We start from the raw sequence: 19,301 nt of genomic DNA, 5'->3' as shown, positions 1-19,301 counted from the left end.
TTGTCCTGACTGCTGCCGAGAACCTCGACTCAAGCGTTCTGGCACACCGCGACACACCGGCTATTTGCGAGGTAAGCAATGAGCACTGCACAGATGAATCGTCCGCCACAGACCCTCTACGTCACCATTCGACGCGACGAGTTGCGACAGCTGAAAGACGAACGCGAACAGTTGCAGCAAGAAGTCTTGCGCCTGCGCTCGCACATCATCCAAGCCCAGTTGGACCAGCCTTCCGGCGCCCAGCCACTGCTGTGCTAAGCCCTGTCATCGCTTTGTAAGATTACGCCTACGAAAATCTCACAAAGTTTTCACACGCCTCTCCCGATACTCCCGCCCGAAGGGCCACCCCATGCAAGGGTGGCCTCTGTTGCGCGCAGCCCTGCGTGTCGACTGAAAAATTATCGGGTTGGAGCGCTGGATGGCGATGTTCGAACGCAGCACGAAGTCTGCGAAAGGCTTTGATTGGGCCGGCCTTGGCTGGCTATTCGTGTTTTTCTGGTACTTCTCGGGTATTACCCAACTGCTGATTCAGCTCAGTGGCACCTCCGGCTTCAGTGGTTTCCGCCAGGCCTTCTTCATGAGCGCGATCTGGCTGGCGCCGCTGCTGGTATTCCCCCGTCGTACGCGCTTGCTTGCCGCCTTGATCGGTGTGGTGCTGTGGGCCTGTTCCATGGCCAGCCTGGGTTATTTCTTCATCTACCAGCAGGAATTTTCCCAAAGCGTCATCTTCATCATGTTCGAGTCGAACATCTCTGAAGCCGGCGAATACGCAACCCAGTATTTCGCCTGGTGGATCGTACTGGCGTTCATTGCCCACACCGCCGTGGCTATTTTCCTATGGACACGCGTACGACCGGTCTATCTGCCACGCGGCCAGGCACTGATAGCGGCGACGGCCATCCTGGTGGGCGTCGTGGGTTACCCGCTGGTCAAGCAGATTGCCCGCAGCGACACCCTCGACGACGCCATCGACCGCTTTGAATCGCGCATCGAGCCCGCCGTGCCGTGGCAGATGATCGTCGCCTACCGCCGCTACACCGAGCAGTTGGACAACATGCAAGGCATGCTCGACAGCGCCAGCCAGATTCCGCCGCTGACCAACCTGAAGGACACCATGGCCGGCCAGCCGTCCACCCTGGTGCTGGTCATCGGTGAGTCGACCAACCGTCAGCGCATGAGCCTCTACGGCTACCCGCGCGACACCACGCCGGAATTGGACAAACTGCGCGACCAACTGGCGGTGTTCGACAACGTCATCACCCCGCGCCCCTACACCATCGAGGCGTTGCAACAGGTACTGACCTTCGCCGACGAAGAAAACCCGGACCTGTACCTCAAGACGCCGTCGATTGTCAGCGTGATGAAACAGGCAGGCTACAAGACCTACTGGATCACCAACCAGCAGACCATGACCAAGCGCAACACCATGCTCACGACCTTTTCCGAACAGGCCGACGAACAGGTGTACCTGAACAACAACCGCAACCAGAACGCCCGTCAATACGACGGCGATGTGCTGGCACCGTTTTCCAAGGCGTTGGCGGACCCTGCGGAACGTAAATTCATCGTGGTCCACTTGCTGGGCACCCACATGAGCTACCAATACCGCTACCCGCCGACCTTCGACAAATTCACCGACCGCCAGGGCGTACCGGCAGGCGTGACCGACGATCAACTGCCCACTTACAACAGCTACGACAATGCGGTGCTGTATAACGACTTCGTGGTGTCGAGCCTGATCAAGGACTACGCCAAGACCGACCCCAATGGCTTCCTGCTGTACCTGTCGGACCACGGCGAAGACGTGTTCGACTCGGCGGGCCACGCGACCCTGGGGCGTAACGAAGCCAAGCCGACGGCGCCGATGTACACCATTCCCTTCATGGCGTATGCCTCGCCAAAATGGCGGGAAACCCACGACTGGAGCTTCGCCGGTGATTTACAGCGGCCCTACAGCAGTTCGCAGTTGATTCACACCTGGGCAGACCTTGCCGGGCTGAGCTTCAAAGAGCTGGACCGCACGAAAAGCCTGGTGAGCGACAGCTTCACGGCCCGCCCACAAATGATCGGCAACCCCTACCTGCGTCAGCAGAAACCACTGATCGACTTCAGCCTGATCAAGCCAAAAAAAGCCAATCCAACCGACGTTGTGCTTCAGGAAAAACCGGCGCTGTAACAGAAAGATAACAATCATTCTCGTTTAAGCCTAAAGTTCCTCCCCTCCTTTCGTCTTTGAACCATGGCCTTTTCCGACCGGAAAGGCCGCGAAGACGACAAGGAGTCTTCCGCGATGTTCGCGCCTTTCACCCGTTCCATGACCCTCACCCTCGGCCTCTTCAGTGTGGCCACCAGCCCTGCTCTGTTGGCTGAAACCGACCCCGAAAACAAAGCCCTGGAGCTGGGCGCCACCAGCATCACTGCCGAAGGCCTGGGCGCCACCACCGAACACACCGGGGCCTACACCACCGGTTCGATGAGTACCGCCACCCGCCTCAACCTGTCCGTCAAGGAAACCCCGCAATCTATCTCGGTGATCACGCGCCAGCAGATGGATGATTTCAATCTCAATACCTTGACCGAGGTGTTGCGCCAGACCACGGGGGTCAACGTCCAGCACAACGACTCCGACCGTGTGTCGTACTAGTCCCGTGGCTATGGCATCAGCAACTTCCAGATTGACGGGATGCTCAACACGTTTGGCTACATGAAGTCCGATTCCGACACCATCATCTATGACCACATCGAAGTGGTGCGGGGCGCCACGGGCTTGACCACCGGCGCCGGCGACCCTTCCGCCACGGTCAATATGGTGCGCAAACGCCCGACTGCCCAATGGCAGGCGCAAACCGGGGTCAAGGCCGGCAGCTATGACAACTACTATAGCTCTACGTGGACGTCGGCGGTCCGTTGGCATTTGACGGCAAGCTGCGCGGGCGGACGGTACTGGCCTACCGGGACAGCCAATCCTTTCGCGACAACTACGGGCTGCAACGGGCGGTCGGCTTGAAGGCGACCTCTCAGACGATACGGTCTTGGCCGTAGGCTTTGATTACCAGAACAAGCAGGTCCAAGGCACCTCCTGGGGCACCGTCCCCTACTGGAACAGCCAGGGTGGCAAGGCCGGGCTGTCCCGCTCCACCAATATGGCGGCGCACTGGAGCTCCTGGCCGCTGACGGACAAGACCACCTTCGCCACCCTCGATCATCGGCTCGGCGGTGACTGGCATTTGAAAGCCGCCTATACCCATCGCCAAAGCGACACAGATGGCAAGGTGTACTACGGCGGCGCGGGTTTCCCCAATGACGACCGCAGCGGCATGACCGCCTGGGCCAGCCACATGCGCGGCACCTCGAGAATGGAAGCGGTCGACCTCAACCTCGCGGGCAGCTACGCCCTGTTGGGCCGCGAACATGCACTGATGATGGGGTATGGCGAGGCGACACAACGCGACGTGTCCCCGGTGATGCGCAGCAACATTCCGGACGGCTACTACACGATCGAAGACTGGAAATACATGGGCGGGATCGGCAAGTTCGGCGACACCGTCACTGGTCTCAAGGGCGAGCACAGCAGCAAGCAACAGAAAGCCGGCTACCTGGCTACGCGCCTGAGCCTCACCGACCGCCTGCATGCGGTACTCGGAAGCCGCTATGGCAGTTGGGAACTGGAAAGCGCGGCGCCTGAGTACGATGACAATGATGAGCTACTCAGAGCCAACAAGACCCGCCAGACCCACAACGATATGTGGACGCCCTACGCTGGCTTGCTTTACGACATCACGCCGGAATACACCGTTTACGCGAGCTACACCGACATCTTCAAGCCGCAGAGCCTCAAGGACGTCAGCAACAAATACCTGGAACCGGTGGTAGGTAGCAACCATGAGGTCGGGCTCAAGGGGAGTCTGTTGAATGAGCGCTTGAACGTCGCGGCCGCGTATTTCGGGAGCAAACAGGACAACGTCGCCGAACGGGATTATTCGGCACCGCCAAATCCGACCACCGGCGAGGAGTACTACAAATCCGGCGGCAAGGGGAATAAGGTCAATGGCTTTGAACTGGAGGTTGCCGGCGAAGTGATGCCGGACTGGAACCTGACGGCAGGCTACACCTACACCCACTCGGTGAATGGCACGGACAAGCGTAACAACACCGGGCAACCGCTCAACCTGGTGAAGGTCTCCAGCGCCTACCGGTTGCCGGGGGCATGGCGCAATCTGACGGTGGGCGGCGCGGTCAACTGGCAAAGCGATATCTACGAATTCAGCAACCGGCCTACAGGGCAACGCATCGGTAACAGGCTGGTGACCGAGCGCGCGAAAATCACCCAACAGGCCTACACCGTGGTCAACCTGATGTCGCGCTACCAGTTTGACGAGCAGGTTTCGGCGTCGATCAACGTCAACAATCTATTTGATAAAAAATATTACGAACGCGTCGGCTTTTATAACGGCGTTTATTGGGGCGACCCGCGTACTGTAACGCTTGCACTGGATTGGAAGCTTTAAAACACTTTCCGCGCACTCTCCAACCTTAACGAAATCGTTAAGGTTGGACGCTATCCAGTTAAGCTTCGCTTAATCGACCCTGCACATAATCGGCCCCACGAGTCTGATCTAAGAGAACAGACACCGATCACACTTATGGGACTACCGACGATGAAACTCTCAACTCTGATGCTTGCTGGCCTGATGACCCTGACCTCCGCTGCTGCCTTCGCCGAGGGCGGCGCAGAGCGCTCCAAAGAGTTTTATGCCAACTTCAAGTTCATGCAGGACAAGGCGAACGGCACAGCCGAACAAACAGCCTCCAGCGATGTAAAGCAGCCAAACGCGAATGATACAGCGCAACCAAAAAGTTAAGGCAACGTTAACACCTTTGTCATTCCGCTCCGTTGACAAGGGCTAATTTGGCGCCACTCAGTGGCGCCTTTTTTTATTTCGGGTTTAACCCAATAGTTTATAAAGGCTTATTCCAAAACAACATTGCACCATAAGCCGGATCAAACTTGGCGCCATCAAAGCCGAACTTGCGATAAGCCGACTTCGCCACTTCATTACCTTCAAGCACTTCCAGGGTGATCTTGCAGCAGCCGCGTTGACGGGCGATTTCCTCGACCTTTTGCAGCATTTTCTGACTCAAGCCCAAGCCACGAAATTGATCCATCACCACCACATCGTGCACGTTGACCAATGGGCGGCAGGCGAAGGTCGAGAACCCTTCAAAACAATTCACCAGCCCGGCCGGCTCTCCGTTCACAAATGCCAATACGCTGAACGCGTGCGCACGCTTGGCCAACTCTGCCGGCAACTGCGCCAGCAAATCCGGGTCCAGGCTGTGCCCTCCCCCCATGGGATCTTCGGCGTAATGGTTGAGCACCAAAGCGATGGCTTCGGCATGCACGGCATTGGTGTAGCTGGCTTGCAGCACCAGGATGTCAGGGGTGTCCATTTCCTTCCTCGATAACGGCAACAAGGGATTCGGCTCCCTTTGAGAGGCATGATTGTAAGCGTGGACGCGCCGTTAACTGAAGGAGATTAACTACAAATAGGCGTTTGAAAACGCCAAGGTTATCGCCCTAAAAAGGTCGGCACTGCCCGCTCCACGGGTTTCTTCGCACAGGCCTCAGGCAAAACGCTGCAATTGCATTTCTTGCAGGCGGCTCAAGGTGCGGCGGAAGGGAAACTCCAGGTAACCCTCGGTATAGAGCTGTTCGAGCGGCACCTGCGCCTCAATGTACAACGGTACTTTACGGTCGTAGCACTCGTCCACCAAGGCGATAAACCGCCGCACGCTGTCGTCGTGCACCGACAGCTCGGGCAATTCGCGATCACCTGCGACCACTCGCTGCGCACCATCTTCGGTACCACGGGCGATCCGGCCAGGTCGTTTTTGCGCGCTAAGGTTAGGCACTTCGCCCAGCAGGATCGCCTTGAAACGATCGCAGATCAGCATGAAATCCATGGCGGCCAAGGGTTGCTCGCACAGATCCGCATAACGGCACCACAGCACGGTGTCGCTCGATTGCACCGCAACGATGGAGCGATGCCCCACAGCAACCGGCCCGCTGCGGGTTGGCTGGCCTTCGGCCAATTGCGTGAACACGCTGGCCAGCGCCTCGGGCTGATTGACCCAATAGCGTTGAAGGCCCACACTCGGATGCAACCGGTGATCCTCTCCCCCATCCACCGCAACCACCTGCAGGTGCTGTTGTATGGCCGCAATTCCCGGCAAGAACCGCTCGCGGTTAAAACCATCGGCATACAGCTGGTCGGGCGGTTGGTTGGAGGTGCAGACCATCACCACGCCTTCCTCGAACATCACCTGAAACAGGCGCCCCAGGATAATCGCGTCACCGATGTCATTGACGAACAGTTCGTCAAAGCACAGCACCCGCACCTCACGGCTCAATTCCCGAGCAAGCGCCTGCAAAGGATCGTGCGTGCCGGTCAGGTGAAACAGGCATTGATGCACCCAGCCCATGAAGTGGTGAAAATGCTGGCGCCGCGCGGGCACCCGCAGGCTTTGGTAGAACTGATCCATCAGCCAGGTCTTGCCACGGCCCACCGGCCCCCACAGGTAAACGCCTGTGATCGGCGTACGGCCGTGGTGCAAGGCTTCATGGCAGGTTTGCAGTGCGTCCACCGCGCGGCGCTGGGCGTCGTCGGCCACGAAGCCCTGTTGAGCGATGGCGTGTTGGTAGGCTGCGAGGGGCGAGTCGAAAGTCATGCCCGCCAGTATGACCTACAGGGAAATATCCAGCCGCGAAATCTTGCCCTGTTCGTTCAAGCGAAAGGTGTAGCGCAGCTCCAAGGGGCTGCCGGGAAAATTGCCGGACACCACGTTGCTAACCAATACTTTGCCCGTACGGTGTTGCACCTTGAGCACTTCGACCCTTGGCTGGTAACGGCGCGCGGTGTCTTCCATCCAGCGCGCGATGGCAGCAGTGCCAACTTGATGCTGCCCCTCGTCGAACACATTGGCGTCATCGGCAAAACAGCGGGCGACCGCCGAGGTGTCACGGGCATTGGCGGCTTCGAGGTAGGCCACGATGGCCGGTGCCAACTCAGGAATAGACATGGCACAGCTCCTTTCTTGATGATTTGTCATGCCATGCTAAGCCAGGGTTGTGTCAGTTTTTGTCAGGAGTAAACGGCCCGGACTCATTCTGTTCCATCAGCTTGCGCCAGCCGCGCAGCCAGTCACTGCGCCGCCCCGGATAACGCTCGCCATGGGCTTGCGCGCTCGCCACGCGGTCGGTACGAAAGGTGCGATACGCGCCGCGCAACTCACACCAGGCCACAATCACCCGCACTTCATTCAGGAAACCCAGGGCCAGGGGCCAGATCAGGCGCTGGCTCTGGGTTTGGCTGGCGTCCGCGTAATCGATATGCAGCTTGGCCTGATTGCGAATGGCCTCGCGAAACACATTCAGCGGCACGCGGTTCTCCGGGTAACCGAACCCAGGCGGGCCGGGCAACACCGTCGGGTTGCGAAAGGCTTCCTGGGCGGCGGGGTCGAGCACATCGGCGATCTTTGCCAAGGCGTTGGCGGCGGCGCGGCTAAGCACCTCATCGCCACGCTGATCCACGTAGCGCAAGCCAAGCACGATGGCCTCGGTTTCCTCGGCGTTCAGCATCAATGGCGGCAGAAACAAGCCGCTGCGCAACACATAGCCCACCCCCGCCTCGCCGAAAATCGGCGCTCCCAGCGCCGTTAATTCCGCGATATCACGGTAAAGCGTGCGCTCGGACACCTCCAGTTGCGCCGCCAGCACGGCAGCCGTCACCGGGCGTTTCTTACCGCGTAAAGCCTGGAGCAAAGTCAGTAGACGAGTGGTACGCGACACGGAAAGCCCCGCCAAAAAACAAAAGTGCCGCAGCTTAGCAGAGCCCCCTGGCAGAAAACGTCAGCAGTGAAAAAGGCCCTTGACCGAATAAATTATAGCGATCATATTAAATACATGTTGCTAAACATGTAAGAAAATCACCGCCTCAGGAGTCCTTGTATGCGCAATAAAGTCTTTGGCCGCCGCAGCGGTCTGCAGGTATCTGAACTGGCGTTGGGCACTGCCAATTTCGGCACGGGCTGGGGCCATGGTGCCGAGCGTGATGAGTCCAAGCAGATTTTCGACGGTTACCTTGAAGCCGGTGGCAATTTCCTGGATACCGCCAACGGCTACCAGTTCGGCCAGTCGGAAAAACTGCTGGGGGAATTCATCGCCTCCGAGCGCGACAACCTGGTGGTCGCCAGCAAATACACCCTACGCAGCCAACCGTCCGATGAAGGCACGATCAGGCTCGGCAATAACCGCAAGAATCTGGTCCGCTCAGTGGAAGAAAGCCTCAAGCGCCTGAACACCGACCGCATCGACCTGCTCTGGGCGCACATGAGCGACAACGTCACGCCCATGGAAGAGATCCTGCGCGGCCTCGATGACCTCGTCCGTGCCGGCAAGATCCACTACGCCGGCCTTTCCAACTTCCCGGCCTGGCGCATTGCCCGCGCCGACCTGCTGGCCGAAGTGCGCAACTTCGCGCCAATCATCGGCATCCAGGTGGAATACAGCCTGGTCGAGCGCACTGCCGACCGCGAACTGTTGCCGATGGCCGAAGCGCTGGGCCTGGCCGCCACCCTGTGGTCGCCCCTCGGCGGTGGCTTCCTGACCGGCAAGTACCGCAACACCCAGGACGACAACCGCGCCAACAAACTCGGGATCCTGGTGCACGCCGAACACAGTGCCCGTGAAACCGCTGTGTTGGATAACCTGCTGGCAGTTGCCTCCGAAGTGGACGCTTCGCCGACCCACGTTGCCATCGCCTGGCTGCGAGAAAAGGCGCGCCGCTCCACCACCGCACTGATTCCGATCCTGGGTTCACGCACTCGCGCCCAACTGGACAGCACCTTGGGCGCGCTGACTGTGCAACTGTCAGGCGAGCAAGTCAGCCGTCTCGACAACGCCAGCGCTATACCCCTGGGTGTACCGCACGGCATCATCGCCGAGCGTTTCCCCATCGATCACGGCCTGGACACTCCTCGCCCACCCGTTATCTGAGGCGAAAAAAAACGGCCTGTCGAACAGGCCGTTTTTTTATTCAGCGATCCCGCTTAAGCCAGGCTCTTGCTGACCACCTCAAACACATCGCTCGACAGCTCACCCGACGCCCGAATGCGCTCCAGCTCCGCCTTCATCAGCGCCTGGCGCGCGCTGTCGTATTTGCGCCAGCGGGTCAACGGCGCCAACTGGCGCGACGCGATCTGCGGGTTGAAGCCATTCAACTCGATCACCAGGTCTGCCAGGAAGCGATAACCCGAACCGTCCGCCGCATGGAAGTTGATCAGGTTCTGCCCGGCAAACGCGCCAATCAGTGCACGCACCTTGTTCGGGTTTTTCAGCGTGAACGCCGGATGTTCCATCAATGCCTTCACGCGCTCCAGCCCGCCCGGCAAGGTGCTGCCGGCCTGTACGCTGAACCACTGGTCCATGACCAGCGGGTTGTCCTTGAAGTTCTCGGCAAACACCGCCAGGGCCTGGGCCTTCTCCGCTTCGAACGGCGAGTTCACCAGCACCGCCAGCGCGGTCAGGCGCTCGGTCATGTTGTCGGCGGTATCGAACTGTTCGAGGGTCGCCGCCAACACTTCCGGCTTGCCACTGAGCATCAGGTACGACAACGCAATGTTCTGCAAGGCGCGACGGGCAAAGTGCTCGGCCGCGGCCACATACGGCGTTTGCTTGGACAGCTCGCGATTGGCCTGGTAACGCAGCCACAACGCTTCGTGCAGGTTGTCCGCCAGTTGCTTGCGGGCAAATTCACGGGCGGCGTGGATGGCATCCACATCCGCTACTTCGCTGATTTCGGTCAGGTAGGCTTCACCCGGCAACGACAGCATCTCTGCAACCATGGCTTGATCCAGGCTTTCGTCGCTCAACACGCTGCGTAGCGCGGTGATCAAACGCTGATCCATGTGCAAGGCCTGGCCCTGCTGATGCTGGGCGATCAGTTCCTGCAATACCTGCACCGACAACTGCTGGCCAGCGTCCCAGCGGTTGAAGCCGTCGCTGTCGTGCTGCATCAGGAACATCAGTTGATCGCGGTTGTACGGGAAACTCAGCTTCACCGGCGCCGAGAAACCGCGCAGCAGCGAAGGCAATGGCTGCTCTGGAATATCGACGAAGATGAAGGTCTGCTCGGCTGCAGTCACGGAAATCACGCGGGACGTCGCGCCAGCCGCCGCTTCCCCGGCAAGGCGCAAGGCGATACCGGCGCCCTTCCCGTCCAGCAAGCCCAGTTCTACCGGGATCACGAACGGCAGTTTTTCCACTTTGTCCGGGGTTTCCGGGCAGCTCTGGCGGAAGGTCAGGCTGTAGGTTTTTGCCGTGGCGTCGTAGGACTCGCTCACCGCCAATCGCGGCGTTCCGGCCTGGCTGTACCAGCGCTTGAACTGGGTCAGGTCGGCGCCGTTGGCGTCTTCCATGGCCTTAATGAAATCGTCACAGGTCACGGCCTGGCCGTCATGGCGCTCGAAATACAGGTCACTGCCTTTGCGGAAGCCTTCGGCACCGAGCAAGGTGCGGATCATGCCCACAACTTCCGAGCCCTTTTCGTACACGGTCAGGGTGTAGAAGTTGGAGATTTCGATAAAGCTGTCCGGACGCACCGCGTGGGCCATCGGGCCGGCGTCTTCGGCAAACTGGTGGGTACGCAGGTACGCCACGTCCTGGATGCGCTTGACCGTGGCCGAGTTCATGTCGGCGGAGAACTGCGAGTCACGGTAAACGGTGAAGCCTTCCTTGAGCGACAGCTGGAACCAATCGCGGCAAGTCACGCGGTTGCCCGACCAGTTGTGGAAGTATTCGTGAGCGACGATCGCCTCAACCCGCTGGTGCGCGGCGTCGGTAGCGGTTTCGGCGCGGGCCAGCACGGCGCTGGAGTTGAAGATGTTCAGGCCCTTGTTTTCCATGGCGCCCATGTTGAAGTCGTTTACCGCCACGATCATGAAGATGTCGAGGTCGTACTCGCGGCCGTAGGTTTCTTCGTCCCAGCGCATGGATTTTTTCAGGCTGGTCATGGCGTGCTGGCACTTGTCGATGTTTTCCGGCTCGACGTAGATGCGCAGCGCGACTTCGCGGCTGGTCATGGTGGTGAAGGTGTCTTCGACACACCACAAATCACCCGCCACCAGGGCAAACAGGTACGCCGGTTTCTTGAACGGGTCCTCCCAGGTCGCCCAGTGGCGGCCATCTTCACCGGGGCCACTGGCAATCGGGTTGCCGTTGGACAGCAGGATCGGGTAGCGGTGTTGCTCGGCGATCACCGTGGTGGTGAAGATGCTCATCACGTCCGGGCGGTCGAGGTAGTAAGTGATCTTGCGGAAACCTTCGGCCTCGCACTGGGTGCAGAACATGCTGCCGGACTTGTACAGGCCTTCCAGGGCGGTGTTGGTTTCCGGGTGGATTTTTACCGTGGTGTCCAGGGTAAAAGTCGCACTCTTCGGCTGTACCGTCAGGTGGCTGTCGGTCAGTTGGTAGTCATCTGCCGTCAATTCCTGATCGGCAAGGTTCACGCTCAGCAGCTCAAGCTGCTGGCCGTCCAGCACCAATGGCGGCAAACCGGCGCCGCGCTCAGGGTTGCGGCGCATCACCAGTTGCGCGTGGACCAGGCTGTGGTCCTCGAACAACTCGAAGGTCAGGTGCGTCTCTTCGATCAGGTAGTCCGGCGCCTGATAGTCCTTCAGGTAGATCATCTTCGGTTGTTCGGTGCGCATGGGTGGCATCCTTCTACTGATGCACGGCGAGCTGGTAGGCCGTGTACTTACGAATGTTGATAACGCCGGTGTCGAAGATCAGGTATTGGCCTTTGATCCCCAGCAGCGTGCCTTCGGCAATCGGGTTCTTGTCCAGGTTGAAGCTGACGATCTTGGCCGGATACTGCTCGACCGGGTAGCGGATTTCGATCGGTTCGATGTCGGTTACCGCTTGGATGGCCTGCAGGCCAAAGCGTTCCTGCAAACCGAGCAAGCCTTCGGCGCAGGAGGCGAACAGCTCATCGCGCACCTGCTTGAGGTCGACGGCTTGGGCGTCGCCCTTGAGCAGCGCACGCCAGTTGGTTTTATCGGCTACCTGACTGCGGAACAGGTCTTCGACGAAACCGGACTGCTGGCGGGTCGCCACGCGCATGATCGGCAGGGCCTGGCTCGCGCCCTGGTCCAGCCAGCGTGTCGGCAACTGGGTGGCGCGGGTGATGCCGACCTTGATCCCCGACGAATTCGCCAGGTACACCACGTGGTCGGTCATGCAGAATTTTTCGCCCCAGCCCGGATCGCGGCAGGTGCCGGCGTCGTAATGGCAACGTTCGGGGCTCATGATGCACAGGTCACACTGGGCCAGCTTGGTCATGCACGGGTAGCAGTAACCCTGGCTGAAGCTGGTCTTGGTCTTGCGGCCGCAATGGCTGCAATGGATGGCACCGAGGTATTCCAGGCGTACGTGCGTGCCGATCAACGGGTTGACCGGTACCTCGACATCGCCCAGGCGAAACGCGTATTGAACGGTCGGCTCACCGAGTTGCGCCGACATTTTGCTGACTGCACCGCGACCAATTTCAATCAATGGATCGCATCCGACTTGAACAGGATATTCGGTACGGGCGCCGACTTGGACGCACATTCCTGCGGGCCCATGTAGCCGGTGCGCTGCTCTTCCGGCAGGTTCTGGATTTCCCAGGCGATCATGGCCTGCAACGACAGCTCGCGCTGTTCGGCGGAGAGCTTGCGGCCATCGGACCACTTGCCGATTTCCACGGCGAGCTTGAGGCTCTCGTAGATGTCCGGGGTGATGTTTTCGATCATTTCAGCAAAAGACGACATGTGAACAACCTCTGAGGTTCAGCGAGTACATGGGTGACGGGGCCTCTGGCCCGTCAGAATTCCTTGGAGAGCTTGACCTGCACAAGCTCCTTGTCCAGCAGGCGCCGGAATATCTGCGGCGCCGCGAAAGTGTAGGCGGCAAAGGCCAGCCACAGCCAATTGACCATCTCGGCCACCTGCGGGTAGCCCTGGTCGGTCAACGTGATCACCACGACACGGTAGACCACAAACATGCACAACAGCAGGATGATGGCGCGGGTCGCACTGCGCTCGTTCATCCAGCTGTTGAAGCGCCACCAGGTGCCGAGGAACACGTTGCTGCGGGCCTTGACGGCCGTGAGCAGGTGCAGCGCCGCAACGTTGGTGGCGTTTTGTTGCAGGGCCCAGATCGCGTGATCGCGAGCACCGTTGATGTCCCCTTTACGCAGCAACAGATGGCCGAGCACCACCACGGCCGCCGCATTCGCAGGGTCGGCTTGCAACGCCTGGCGCGCGAATTGATACGCCTGGTCCCACTGGCTGCTATCGCGGTGAAATTGCGCCATGGCCACCAGGTTCGCCGGATCGTCCGGACCCAGCTCCAGGGCTTTCTGCAACGGCTCGCGGCTCTGCGCCAGGCGACCGGTGAGTTGGTACAACTCGGCCTGGCAACGGTAGTACGCCGGGTTCAGCGGTTCCATGTCCAACAACTGGGTCACGTGTTCCTGGGCCAACGTGAACTTGCGCAGGGCAATCGCTACCTGCGCGGCGGCATAGTGGGACAGCGGCAGTTGCGCATCGGCGGCCAGGGCCAGCTGCACTTCGCGCTTGGCGGCATGCACGCGGCGCATGTTCATCAGGCAGATCGCCAGCAAGGCGTGGGCCTCGGCGGAATCCGGGTCGCTGGCCAGCAGTTGGCGCAGGGCATCGATCGCGCCGTCGTTGTGGTCGGCCTGCAGGCGCTGGTAGGCCAGTTGCAGCAGATAGTCAGTATTCATCAGCTCACCACCAGGTACCACAAGGTGTACGGCAGCCATTTGACGACCATGCCTTTAAGCACGAAGCCACCAATCAACGCCAAGGGAAAACCAAAGCGGCTCAACTCGCCGCCGTAGTACTGGTAAATTTCGATGGTCGCGCTTTGCTGCATGTACAACAGGTAGCCCAGGGTGAGTTTCCACACCACCAGCACCAGCAAGGCGTACTGGATTTGCGCCTGCGTCTGCAGATAACCCGCACCCACCAGCTGCAACAAGGCAAAACCGATCACGATGCTGCCCAGCAGCGCAACGCCCGCCAGCACCCATTCGCGCACCCGCGTCGGGCTGCCGACGGCAATGGAGTTGAACACAAACCACGGCAAGCCCAGCCACGCGCCGCCGAGCATCAGGCCGAGCAGCGGCCAGAACGGCGAGACCGCCCACTTGGCCAAGGCGCCGGGACGCGGTTCATCCTCAATGCGATAACCTCCGTACTGCGCCATCAGCGACCCTTCCCGTGCTTGTCGAGGAAGGCCAGCACTTCGTCGTACTGGTTGCCTTCATTGGCATAGCGCGCGTAATTGCGCGCGGTGGTCAGCCATTCCAAGGTGGTGGCGCGGACCTCTTTCAAGGCTTGCTTGAAATGCCGGTCGCAAATCGATTGTTCCGCACCGCTCTCGATGGAGGCTTCAATCGCCTCATCAGCGGCGGTTTCCACCAACTCGCTGAGGTCGGCACCGGAGAAGCCCGAGGTGTTCTTGGCCAGGAAGGCGAAGTCGATGTCGTCCGCCATTGGCCGGCCTTTCATCATCGCCTTGAGCATGGCTTCCCGCGCCGGGCGGTCCGGTGGCGGTACAAACAGCACGCGGTCAAAGCGGCCAGGGCGACGGAACGCCGAGTCCACCGACCACGGCACGTTGGTCGCGGCCAGGATCAGCACGCCGTGGTTGTCGTTGGTGAAACCGTCCATCTCGGAGAGGAACTGGCTCACCAGCTTGGACGATGTCGACTCGCGGGTATTGGCACGTTTGCCACCCAGCGCCTCGACCTCGTCGAAAAACATCACCGCCGGCGCCTGGGCCCGCGCCTGTTCGAACAACGCGTGCAACTTGCGCTCGGATTCGCCGATGTACATGTCCAGCACATCGGAAATCGCCACGTTGAAAAACGTCGCCTTGCACTCCCCCGCCGTAGCCCGGGCCAGCATGGTCTTGCCGCAACCCGGTGGACCGTAAAGCAGCACGCCGCCGCCGACTTTCTTGCGAAAGCGTTGGAACAGGCCCGGTTTCTGGTACGGCAGGATGATCTTTTTGTGGATGGTCTTTTTCAGCTCATCCAGGCCGCCGATATCATCGAAGGTCAGGGTTTCGTTTTCCGGCACCAGCAGGCGCACGACTTCACTCTGGTCAGTGTCGTCATTGGAGATCACGCGCAGGCGCGGACGACCCTCGGCGCCAGGGAAATCCACCACCGACACGTTCAAGCGGCGCCACAGCGCCATGTCTTCCAGGGCCGGATTGGCGTCCACCGCTGCGCGATATTCCACTTGGGCATCCTTGAGACGCTCCAGTGCCGCCAGGGCACGGGCCTTGAGCAGTCGCGCGGCAGGGTCGCCACCTTCGATCAAAGGCAGCGCCCTTTGCGCTTGACCGTCGGCCAGCAACAACTGCGCCGCCGCGAACTTCAAGGCGGGCGCGTCAGGCCATTGTTCAAGGTCGTCGGGCAACAGCTTCAGCCCGCGTGCGTGCTCGCCGCGCTCAACACTGGCGCCCAGCAGCACGGTCAGCAGCGCGACGTTACCAGGGGCCGCGGCCAGCGCAGCCTCCAGTTGGTCGAACGTCGAATCATCCATGGAGGTTCCTCAAAAGTGCATGTGCAGCGCGCAGGGGCTCATGTGAGCACCTCCGGCCGCTCGACATCGACCCAGACGAACTTGCGCGGATCGAGGCGGGTTTCCTGGTCCAGACGATAGGCGACCAGCTTGCCGTACAGCACCGCGCTGTAGTCCAGGCAAGCCAGGTTCTCGCGGATCGGCGCCGGTTTGCCGCTGCGCCAGTAGTGACCGACGAACAACAAGGGTTCGTCGACGCCGTAGCGCAGCAGGGAATTCTTTTCGGTGGACGACAACGGCGTGCGCGCCACCGGTTCCGGCAACGCGTCGGGCTGGAACACAATGTCGCCGTAGGTCTTGGGGTCGTCTTCCCAGAACTTGGTGCGAAAGAACGAGCGCGTCAGGCCATCGCCGCCGGTCAGCGTAAGGCCATCCGGCAGGCGCATGTCGGTGCCGCGCAGCAGCCTGTCGAAGGCGTTGCAGGCAAAACTGCCCGGCACGGCGGCGGCCTGCAGGAAATGCGCGTCGATGCAGCCGTCCGGGAAGGTCGCGCGCAGCGGATCGATAAAGCCGTCATCCCAGCACGCATGCACCACGCGAAAGCGCCCGGCATCGACAAACAGCGGCATGTCGTAGAACCAGCCGAGGAAGTCGTGCCAGTCGGCCGGGTGGTGTTCGAATTGGGTCAGGGTCTCGTGGATCAACCGCGCATGCCGTGGGTTGTGCTCGCGCACAAACTGCTTGCCACTGCCCGGCGGCGCCGGTGTGGTCCAACCCAGAGCGTTGAATTCATGGTTGCCCATGATGCACAGCGCCTGGCCGGCCTCGGCCATGTCGTGGACGATGTGCAGCGCCTCGCGGATACGCGGCCCCCGATCGATGATATCGCCGAGGAACACCGCCATGCGCGACGGATGGCGCCAGGTGCCGCCCTGCTTGTGGTAGCCCAACCGGTCGAGCAAATGCTCAAGGGTGTGGGCGCAACCGTGCACGTCACCAATCAGGTCGTAGCTACGCGCGGGATCGAGCATCAGTCGCCTCCACCCCCCAAGCGGCTGCCCCAGCCCAGCTTGGTGCGGCACACTTCGTAGTAGTTGTGGTCCAGCGGGTGGATCAACCGCAACTTCTGTGCCTTCTTGCTCACGGTGATGGTGTCACCGGGGGCGCAGGTGAAATGGTTCTGCCCGTCACACGACACCTGCGGGTAGATCTGCATGTCTTTGGACACCACGATTTTCAGCTCACTGTTGCCGTCGACCACAATCGGCCTGCTCGACAACATATGGGGGTACATCGGCACGATCACAATGGCATCCAGCTTGGGATGCATGATCGGGCCACCCGCCGACAACGCGTAGGCGGTGGAACCGGTGGGCGTGGCCACGATCAGGCCGTCGGCCTTTTGGCTGCACACGAACTGGCCGTCTATATAGAGTTCGAACTCGATCATCCGCGTGGACTTGCCGGGGTGCAGCACCACGTCATTCAAGGCATCGCCCTGGCCGATGGCCTCGCCGTGGCGGCGCACTTCGGCTTGCAGCAGGAAGCGGTTCTCCACCAGGTAATGGCCGTCGAGCACCTTGGCCACTTCGACTTCCAGCTCATCAGGGCGGATATCGGTCAGGAAACCCAGGCTGCCCCGGTTGATCCCCAGCACCGGCACGTTATGCCGCGCCAAGGCACGGGCGGCCCCCAACAGGCTGCCGTCGCCGCCGACCACAATCACCATGTCACAGACTTCGCCGAGCATCTTGCGTGACGAGGTCTGCAGGCCGTGGCCGGGGAGGATTTCAGCGATGGTGTCTTCGAGGATCACATGCAGGTGGCGTTCCAGCAGGAATTTTTTCAGCCGGCGGACGGTGTCCAACACCTGGGTACTGCCCAGGCGACCGATAATGCCGATATTGCGAAATTGCTCCATGGGGCTCCTGCGGGATATGGGGTGTGGCAAAAAGAAGGATTATGGGCGAAAGGCCGTCCCAGGCAAAATCCTTTGTCGCCGTGACGCCTTGATGACAATGGTTCTCAGCCACCCATGCCCCCTGTAAACGGCTATGCTCGGACCATGACTGTGTTCCCGGATCTGCACAACCTGCCCCGCCAGCTGCGCCACCCCGAAGTGCGCGACCTGGCGTGGGTGATGCTCGCCCCGCCGATGCTGGCGCAGACACCTTGGCCGCAACGCCATCCGCTGGCCGGCAGCGATTGGGTGCAGGCCCCGCATTTACTCGAGCAGTGGTTGCGCCAACTCGACCAGGACAGCAGCACCTTGCAGCAGTGGTTGAGCCAGTCGCGCACCCGGCGCCTGGGCCTGTATTACGAACGCTTGTGGCAGTTCGCCGTGCAGCATGCGCCGGGGGTTGAGTTGCTGGCGGCCAACCTGCCAATCCGGCGTGCCGGACATACCCTGGGCGAGCTGGACATGCTGCTGCGTGACCGCGACGGCGTGCATCACCTGGAACTGGCGATCAAACTCTATCTTGGGCCGCAGGACGGCAATGGCCAGGATACGGCGCAGTGGTTGGGGCCTGGCTGTCATGACCGGCTGGATCGAAAACTGGCGCATCTGGCCCAGCACCAACTGCCCATTTCAGCGCGGGCGGAAAGTCGCGAGGCGTTGGCGGCGTTGGATATCCAGCAGTTCGATGCGCATTTGTGGCTCGGCGGTTATCTGCTGTATCCCTGGCCTGGCGAGGCCCAAGCCCCCACTGGCGCCCATCCGCACCATTTGCGTGGGCGCTGGTTGCATCAGCGCGATTGGCAAGCGTTTGTCAGCCGCAGCCAACCCGGCCGTTGGCAACCCCTGCCCCGGCATGCGTGGTTGGCGCCAGCGCATTACACGGCGGATCACGTCTGGAGTGAAGAACAGATGCGCGGCTGGCTGGCGGAGCTGGATCCGATGGCGCCGGCGCAGTTGTTGGTGCGCATGGTTCAAGTGGACGAGGATTGGGAGGAAGCCGAACGGTTGTTCCTGGTGGCCAACCTGTGGCCGAACGTGCCCGGCAACACCTAATCGTCGATATGCCGGTAATCCAGTTGCAGCCCCACCGCCAGCGCCTGTGACCGACCCAAGCGGATCGGCCCACGCTCGATATCCACCAGCACACCAGGACACTCCAGCAACGGCAACCCGTCGATATTCTTGAGTCGCCCATCCGTAATCACCAGCAGCCGCTGTTGTTCAGCCGGATACCGCTTGCGCCGCTGCGCCAGCCACGCCCCGGCCTCGGTCAACGCCGCAAGCAACGGCGTACCACCGCCCGCGCCCAATTGATCCAGCCAACCCGCCAAGCCCTTCGCCGCCTTCAATCCCTGGACCTGCCATTTGGGCGAGTGCCCGCTGGCAGTCAACAACGCCATCCGCGCCCGTTGGCGGTAAGCATCATCAAACAGTTGCGCCAACAAACCCTTGGCGTCGGTGAGCGCGCTGTGCCGTCGGGTGGACGCCGAGGCATCCACAATCACCAGCCACAGCTCATGAGCCGAACGGCTGCGCAGGTGAAACAGCAAGTCTTCGCGGGACTGGGGCCGACCACCGAGCAAGGTACCCGGCCAATTGATCGAGCCTTGTTTCGCGCTGCGCGCCTTGCCGTGCCTGCCGCTGTCCAGTCGCCCGGCCTTGGGGCGGGCATCCGCCCCCACGC

General features: G+C 60.8%; 18 protein-coding genes and 1 pseudogene. 6 read left to right on the top strand and 13 right to left on the bottom strand.

Going from position 1 to position 19,301, the window contains the following annotated elements; translation table 11 throughout:
* Positions 1 to 93 precede the first annotated feature (93 nt).
* From AYR47_RS32710 to AYR47_RS20275, 4 genes and pseudogenes are all read left to right on the top strand, one after another.
* Positions 94 to 258: a DUF6026 family protein gene (locus AYR47_RS32710; RefSeq protein WP_167351260.1), complete on the top strand. Its 165-nt coding sequence runs from the start codon at positions 94 to 96 to the stop codon at positions 256 to 258.
* A gap of 160 nt (positions 259 to 418) precedes the next feature.
* Positions 419 to 2,176: a phosphoethanolamine transferase CptA gene (locus tag AYR47_RS20285; RefSeq protein ID WP_033897458.1), complete on the top strand. Its 1,758-nt coding sequence runs from the start codon at positions 419 to 421 to the stop codon at positions 2,174 to 2,176.
* A gap of 114 nt (positions 2,177 to 2,290) precedes the next feature.
* Positions 2,291 to 4,508 (top strand): annotated as a pseudogene (locus AYR47_RS20280) (TonB-dependent siderophore receptor).
* Positions 4,509 to 4,658: 150 nt separating this feature from the next.
* Complete coding sequence (locus tag AYR47_RS20275; RefSeq protein ID WP_033897457.1) at positions 4,659 to 4,862, top strand: hypothetical protein; 204 nt, start codon at positions 4,659 to 4,661, stop codon at positions 4,860 to 4,862.
* Positions 4,863 to 4,959: 97 nt separating this feature from the next.
* Here the strand turns inward: AYR47_RS20275 and AYR47_RS20270 are convergent, their stop codons facing one another.
* From AYR47_RS20270 to AYR47_RS20255, 4 genes are all read right to left on the bottom strand, one after another.
* Positions 4,960 to 5,451: a GNAT family N-acetyltransferase gene (locus tag AYR47_RS20270; protein ID WP_033897456.1), complete on the bottom strand. Its 492-nt coding sequence runs from the start codon at positions 5,449 to 5,451 to the stop codon at positions 4,960 to 4,962.
* Between the two features lie 174 nt (positions 5,452 to 5,625).
* Entirely contained in the window at positions 5,626 to 6,729 is a 1,104-nt protein-coding gene (gene zapE, locus AYR47_RS20265) for a cell division protein ZapE (RefSeq protein WP_061436511.1), read from the bottom strand.
* 15 nt (positions 6,730 to 6,744) lie between these two features.
* The gene (locus AYR47_RS20260) at positions 6,745 to 7,080 is read right to left on the bottom strand and encodes a nuclear transport factor 2 family protein (RefSeq protein WP_033897454.1); all 336 of its coding nucleotides are present in this window, start codon (positions 7,078 to 7,080) and stop codon (positions 6,745 to 6,747) included.
* A 52-nt stretch (positions 7,081 to 7,132) separates the two neighbouring features.
* Positions 7,133 to 7,849: a helix-turn-helix transcriptional regulator gene (locus tag AYR47_RS20255; RefSeq protein ID WP_033897453.1), complete on the bottom strand. Its 717-nt coding sequence runs from the start codon at positions 7,847 to 7,849 to the stop codon at positions 7,133 to 7,135.
* 159 nt (positions 7,850 to 8,008) lie between these two features.
* Here AYR47_RS20255 and AYR47_RS20250 point away from each other — a divergent pair, with 159 nt between their 5' ends.
* On the top strand, positions 8,009 to 9,055 hold the full coding sequence (locus AYR47_RS20250; protein WP_033897452.1) for an aldo/keto reductase: 1,047 nt from the start codon (positions 8,009 to 8,011) through the stop codon (positions 9,053 to 9,055).
* Between the two features lie 53 nt (positions 9,056 to 9,108).
* Here AYR47_RS20250 and pepN read toward each other — a convergent pair whose 3' ends face one another.
* Genes pepN through AYR47_RS20210 form a run of 8 tightly spaced genes read right to left on the bottom strand, consistent with a single transcriptional unit; the run spans position 9,109 to position 17,578 of the window.
* Positions 9,109 to 11,766 (bottom strand): aminopeptidase N, encoded by a 2,658-nt coding sequence (pepN, locus tag AYR47_RS20245; RefSeq protein ID WP_061436509.1) that lies wholly within the window; start codon positions 11,764 to 11,766, stop codon positions 9,109 to 9,111.
* A gap of 13 nt (positions 11,767 to 11,779) precedes the next feature.
* A complete protein-coding gene (locus AYR47_RS20240) occupies positions 11,780 to 12,610 on the bottom strand; it encodes a DUF2797 domain-containing protein (protein WP_038845285.1) in 831 nt (276 codons plus the stop codon).
* On the bottom strand, positions 12,607 to 12,867 hold the full coding sequence (locus tag AYR47_RS20235) for a YeaC family protein (protein WP_033902243.1): 261 nt from the start codon (positions 12,865 to 12,867) through the stop codon (positions 12,607 to 12,609). Before AYR47_RS20235 ends, AYR47_RS20240 begins: the two co-directional genes overlap by 4 nt.
* Before the next feature lie 53 nt (positions 12,868 to 12,920).
* On the bottom strand, positions 12,921 to 13,844 hold the full coding sequence (locus tag AYR47_RS20230; RefSeq protein WP_033902244.1) for a tetratricopeptide repeat protein: 924 nt from the start codon (positions 13,842 to 13,844) through the stop codon (positions 12,921 to 12,923).
* A complete protein-coding gene (locus tag AYR47_RS20225) occupies positions 13,844 to 14,329 on the bottom strand; it encodes a hypothetical protein (RefSeq protein WP_033902245.1) in 486 nt (161 codons plus the stop codon). The genes AYR47_RS20230 and AYR47_RS20225 overlap by 1 nt, the downstream gene beginning before the upstream one ends.
* Positions 14,329 to 15,678 (bottom strand): ATP-binding protein, encoded by a 1,350-nt coding sequence (locus tag AYR47_RS20220; RefSeq protein WP_061436507.1) that lies wholly within the window; start codon positions 15,676 to 15,678, stop codon positions 14,329 to 14,331. Before AYR47_RS20220 ends, AYR47_RS20225 begins: the two co-directional genes overlap by 1 nt.
* 38 nt (positions 15,679 to 15,716) lie before the next feature.
* Positions 15,717 to 16,691: a metallophosphoesterase gene (locus AYR47_RS20215; RefSeq protein ID WP_420492070.1), complete on the bottom strand. Its 975-nt coding sequence runs from the start codon at positions 16,689 to 16,691 to the stop codon at positions 15,717 to 15,719.
* Entirely contained in the window at positions 16,688 to 17,578 is an 891-nt protein-coding gene (locus AYR47_RS20210; RefSeq protein ID WP_003217892.1) for an NAD(+) kinase, read from the bottom strand. The genes AYR47_RS20215 and AYR47_RS20210 overlap by 4 nt, the downstream gene beginning before the upstream one ends.
* 144 nt (positions 17,579 to 17,722) lie before the next feature.
* Here AYR47_RS20210 and AYR47_RS20205 point away from each other — a divergent pair, with 144 nt between their 5' ends.
* Positions 17,723 to 18,670 (top strand): DUF1853 family protein, encoded by a 948-nt coding sequence (locus AYR47_RS20205; RefSeq protein WP_033902248.1) that lies wholly within the window; start codon positions 17,723 to 17,725, stop codon positions 18,668 to 18,670.
* On the opposite strand, the gene AYR47_RS20200 is transcribed toward AYR47_RS20205, so the two are convergent.
* Positions 18,667 to 19,266: a vWA domain-containing protein gene (locus AYR47_RS20200; protein WP_033902313.1), complete on the bottom strand. Its 600-nt coding sequence runs from the start codon at positions 19,264 to 19,266 to the stop codon at positions 18,667 to 18,669. The two genes, AYR47_RS20205 and AYR47_RS20200, sit on opposite strands and share 4 nt — an antisense overlap.
* Between the last annotated feature and the right edge of the window lie 35 nt (positions 19,267 to 19,301).

The sequence above is a fragment of the Pseudomonas azotoformans genome, from assembly GCF_001579805.1.
GTDB classification, from domain to species: Bacteria; Pseudomonadota; Gammaproteobacteria; order Pseudomonadales; family Pseudomonadaceae; genus Aquipseudomonas; species Aquipseudomonas azotoformans_A.
This window is presented reverse-complemented; position numbering and strand designations above follow the sequence as displayed.

Bases quoted from the DNA above. Each gene is read 5' to 3' on its own strand.
- AYR47_RS32710 (WP_167351260.1), top strand. From the start codon at position 94: ATGAATCGTCCGCCACAGACCCTCTACGTCACCATTCGACGCGACGAG.
- AYR47_RS20285 (WP_033897458.1), top strand. From the start codon at position 419: ATGGCGATGTTCGAACGCAGCACGAAGTCTGCGAAAGGCTTTGATTGG.
- AYR47_RS20275 (WP_033897457.1), top strand. From the start codon at position 4,659: ATGAAACTCTCAACTCTGATGCTTGCTGGCCTGATGACCCTGACCTCC.
- AYR47_RS20270 (WP_033897456.1), bottom strand. From the start codon at position 5,451: ATGGACACCCCTGACATCCTGGTGCTGCAAGCCAGCTACACCAATGCC.
- zapE (WP_061436511.1), bottom strand. From the start codon at position 6,729: ATGACTTTCGACTCGCCCCTCGCAGCCTACCAACACGCCATCGCTCAA.
- AYR47_RS20260 (WP_033897454.1), bottom strand. From the start codon at position 7,080: ATGTCTATTCCTGAGTTGGCACCGGCCATCGTGGCCTACCTCGAAGCC.
- AYR47_RS20250 (WP_033897452.1), top strand. From the start codon at position 8,009: ATGCGCAATAAAGTCTTTGGCCGCCGCAGCGGTCTGCAGGTATCTGAA.
- pepN (WP_061436509.1), bottom strand. From the start codon at position 11,766: ATGCGCACCGAACAACCGAAGATGATCTACCTGAAGGACTATCAGGCG.
- AYR47_RS20235 (WP_033902243.1), bottom strand. From the start codon at position 12,867: ATGTCGTCTTTTGCTGAAATGATCGAAAACATCACCCCGGACATCTAC.
- AYR47_RS20230 (WP_033902244.1), bottom strand. From the start codon at position 13,844: ATGAATACTGACTATCTGCTGCAACTGGCCTACCAGCGCCTGCAGGCC.
- AYR47_RS20225 (WP_033902245.1), bottom strand. From the start codon at position 14,329: ATGGCGCAGTACGGAGGTTATCGCATTGAGGATGAACCGCGTCCCGGC.
- AYR47_RS20220 (WP_061436507.1), bottom strand. From the start codon at position 15,678: ATGGATGATTCGACGTTCGACCAACTGGAGGCTGCGCTGGCCGCGGCC.
- AYR47_RS20210 (WP_003217892.1), bottom strand. From the start codon at position 17,578: ATGGAGCAATTTCGCAATATCGGCATTATCGGTCGCCTGGGCAGTACC.
- AYR47_RS20205 (WP_033902248.1), top strand. From the start codon at position 17,723: ATGACTGTGTTCCCGGATCTGCACAACCTGCCCCGCCAGCTGCGCCAC.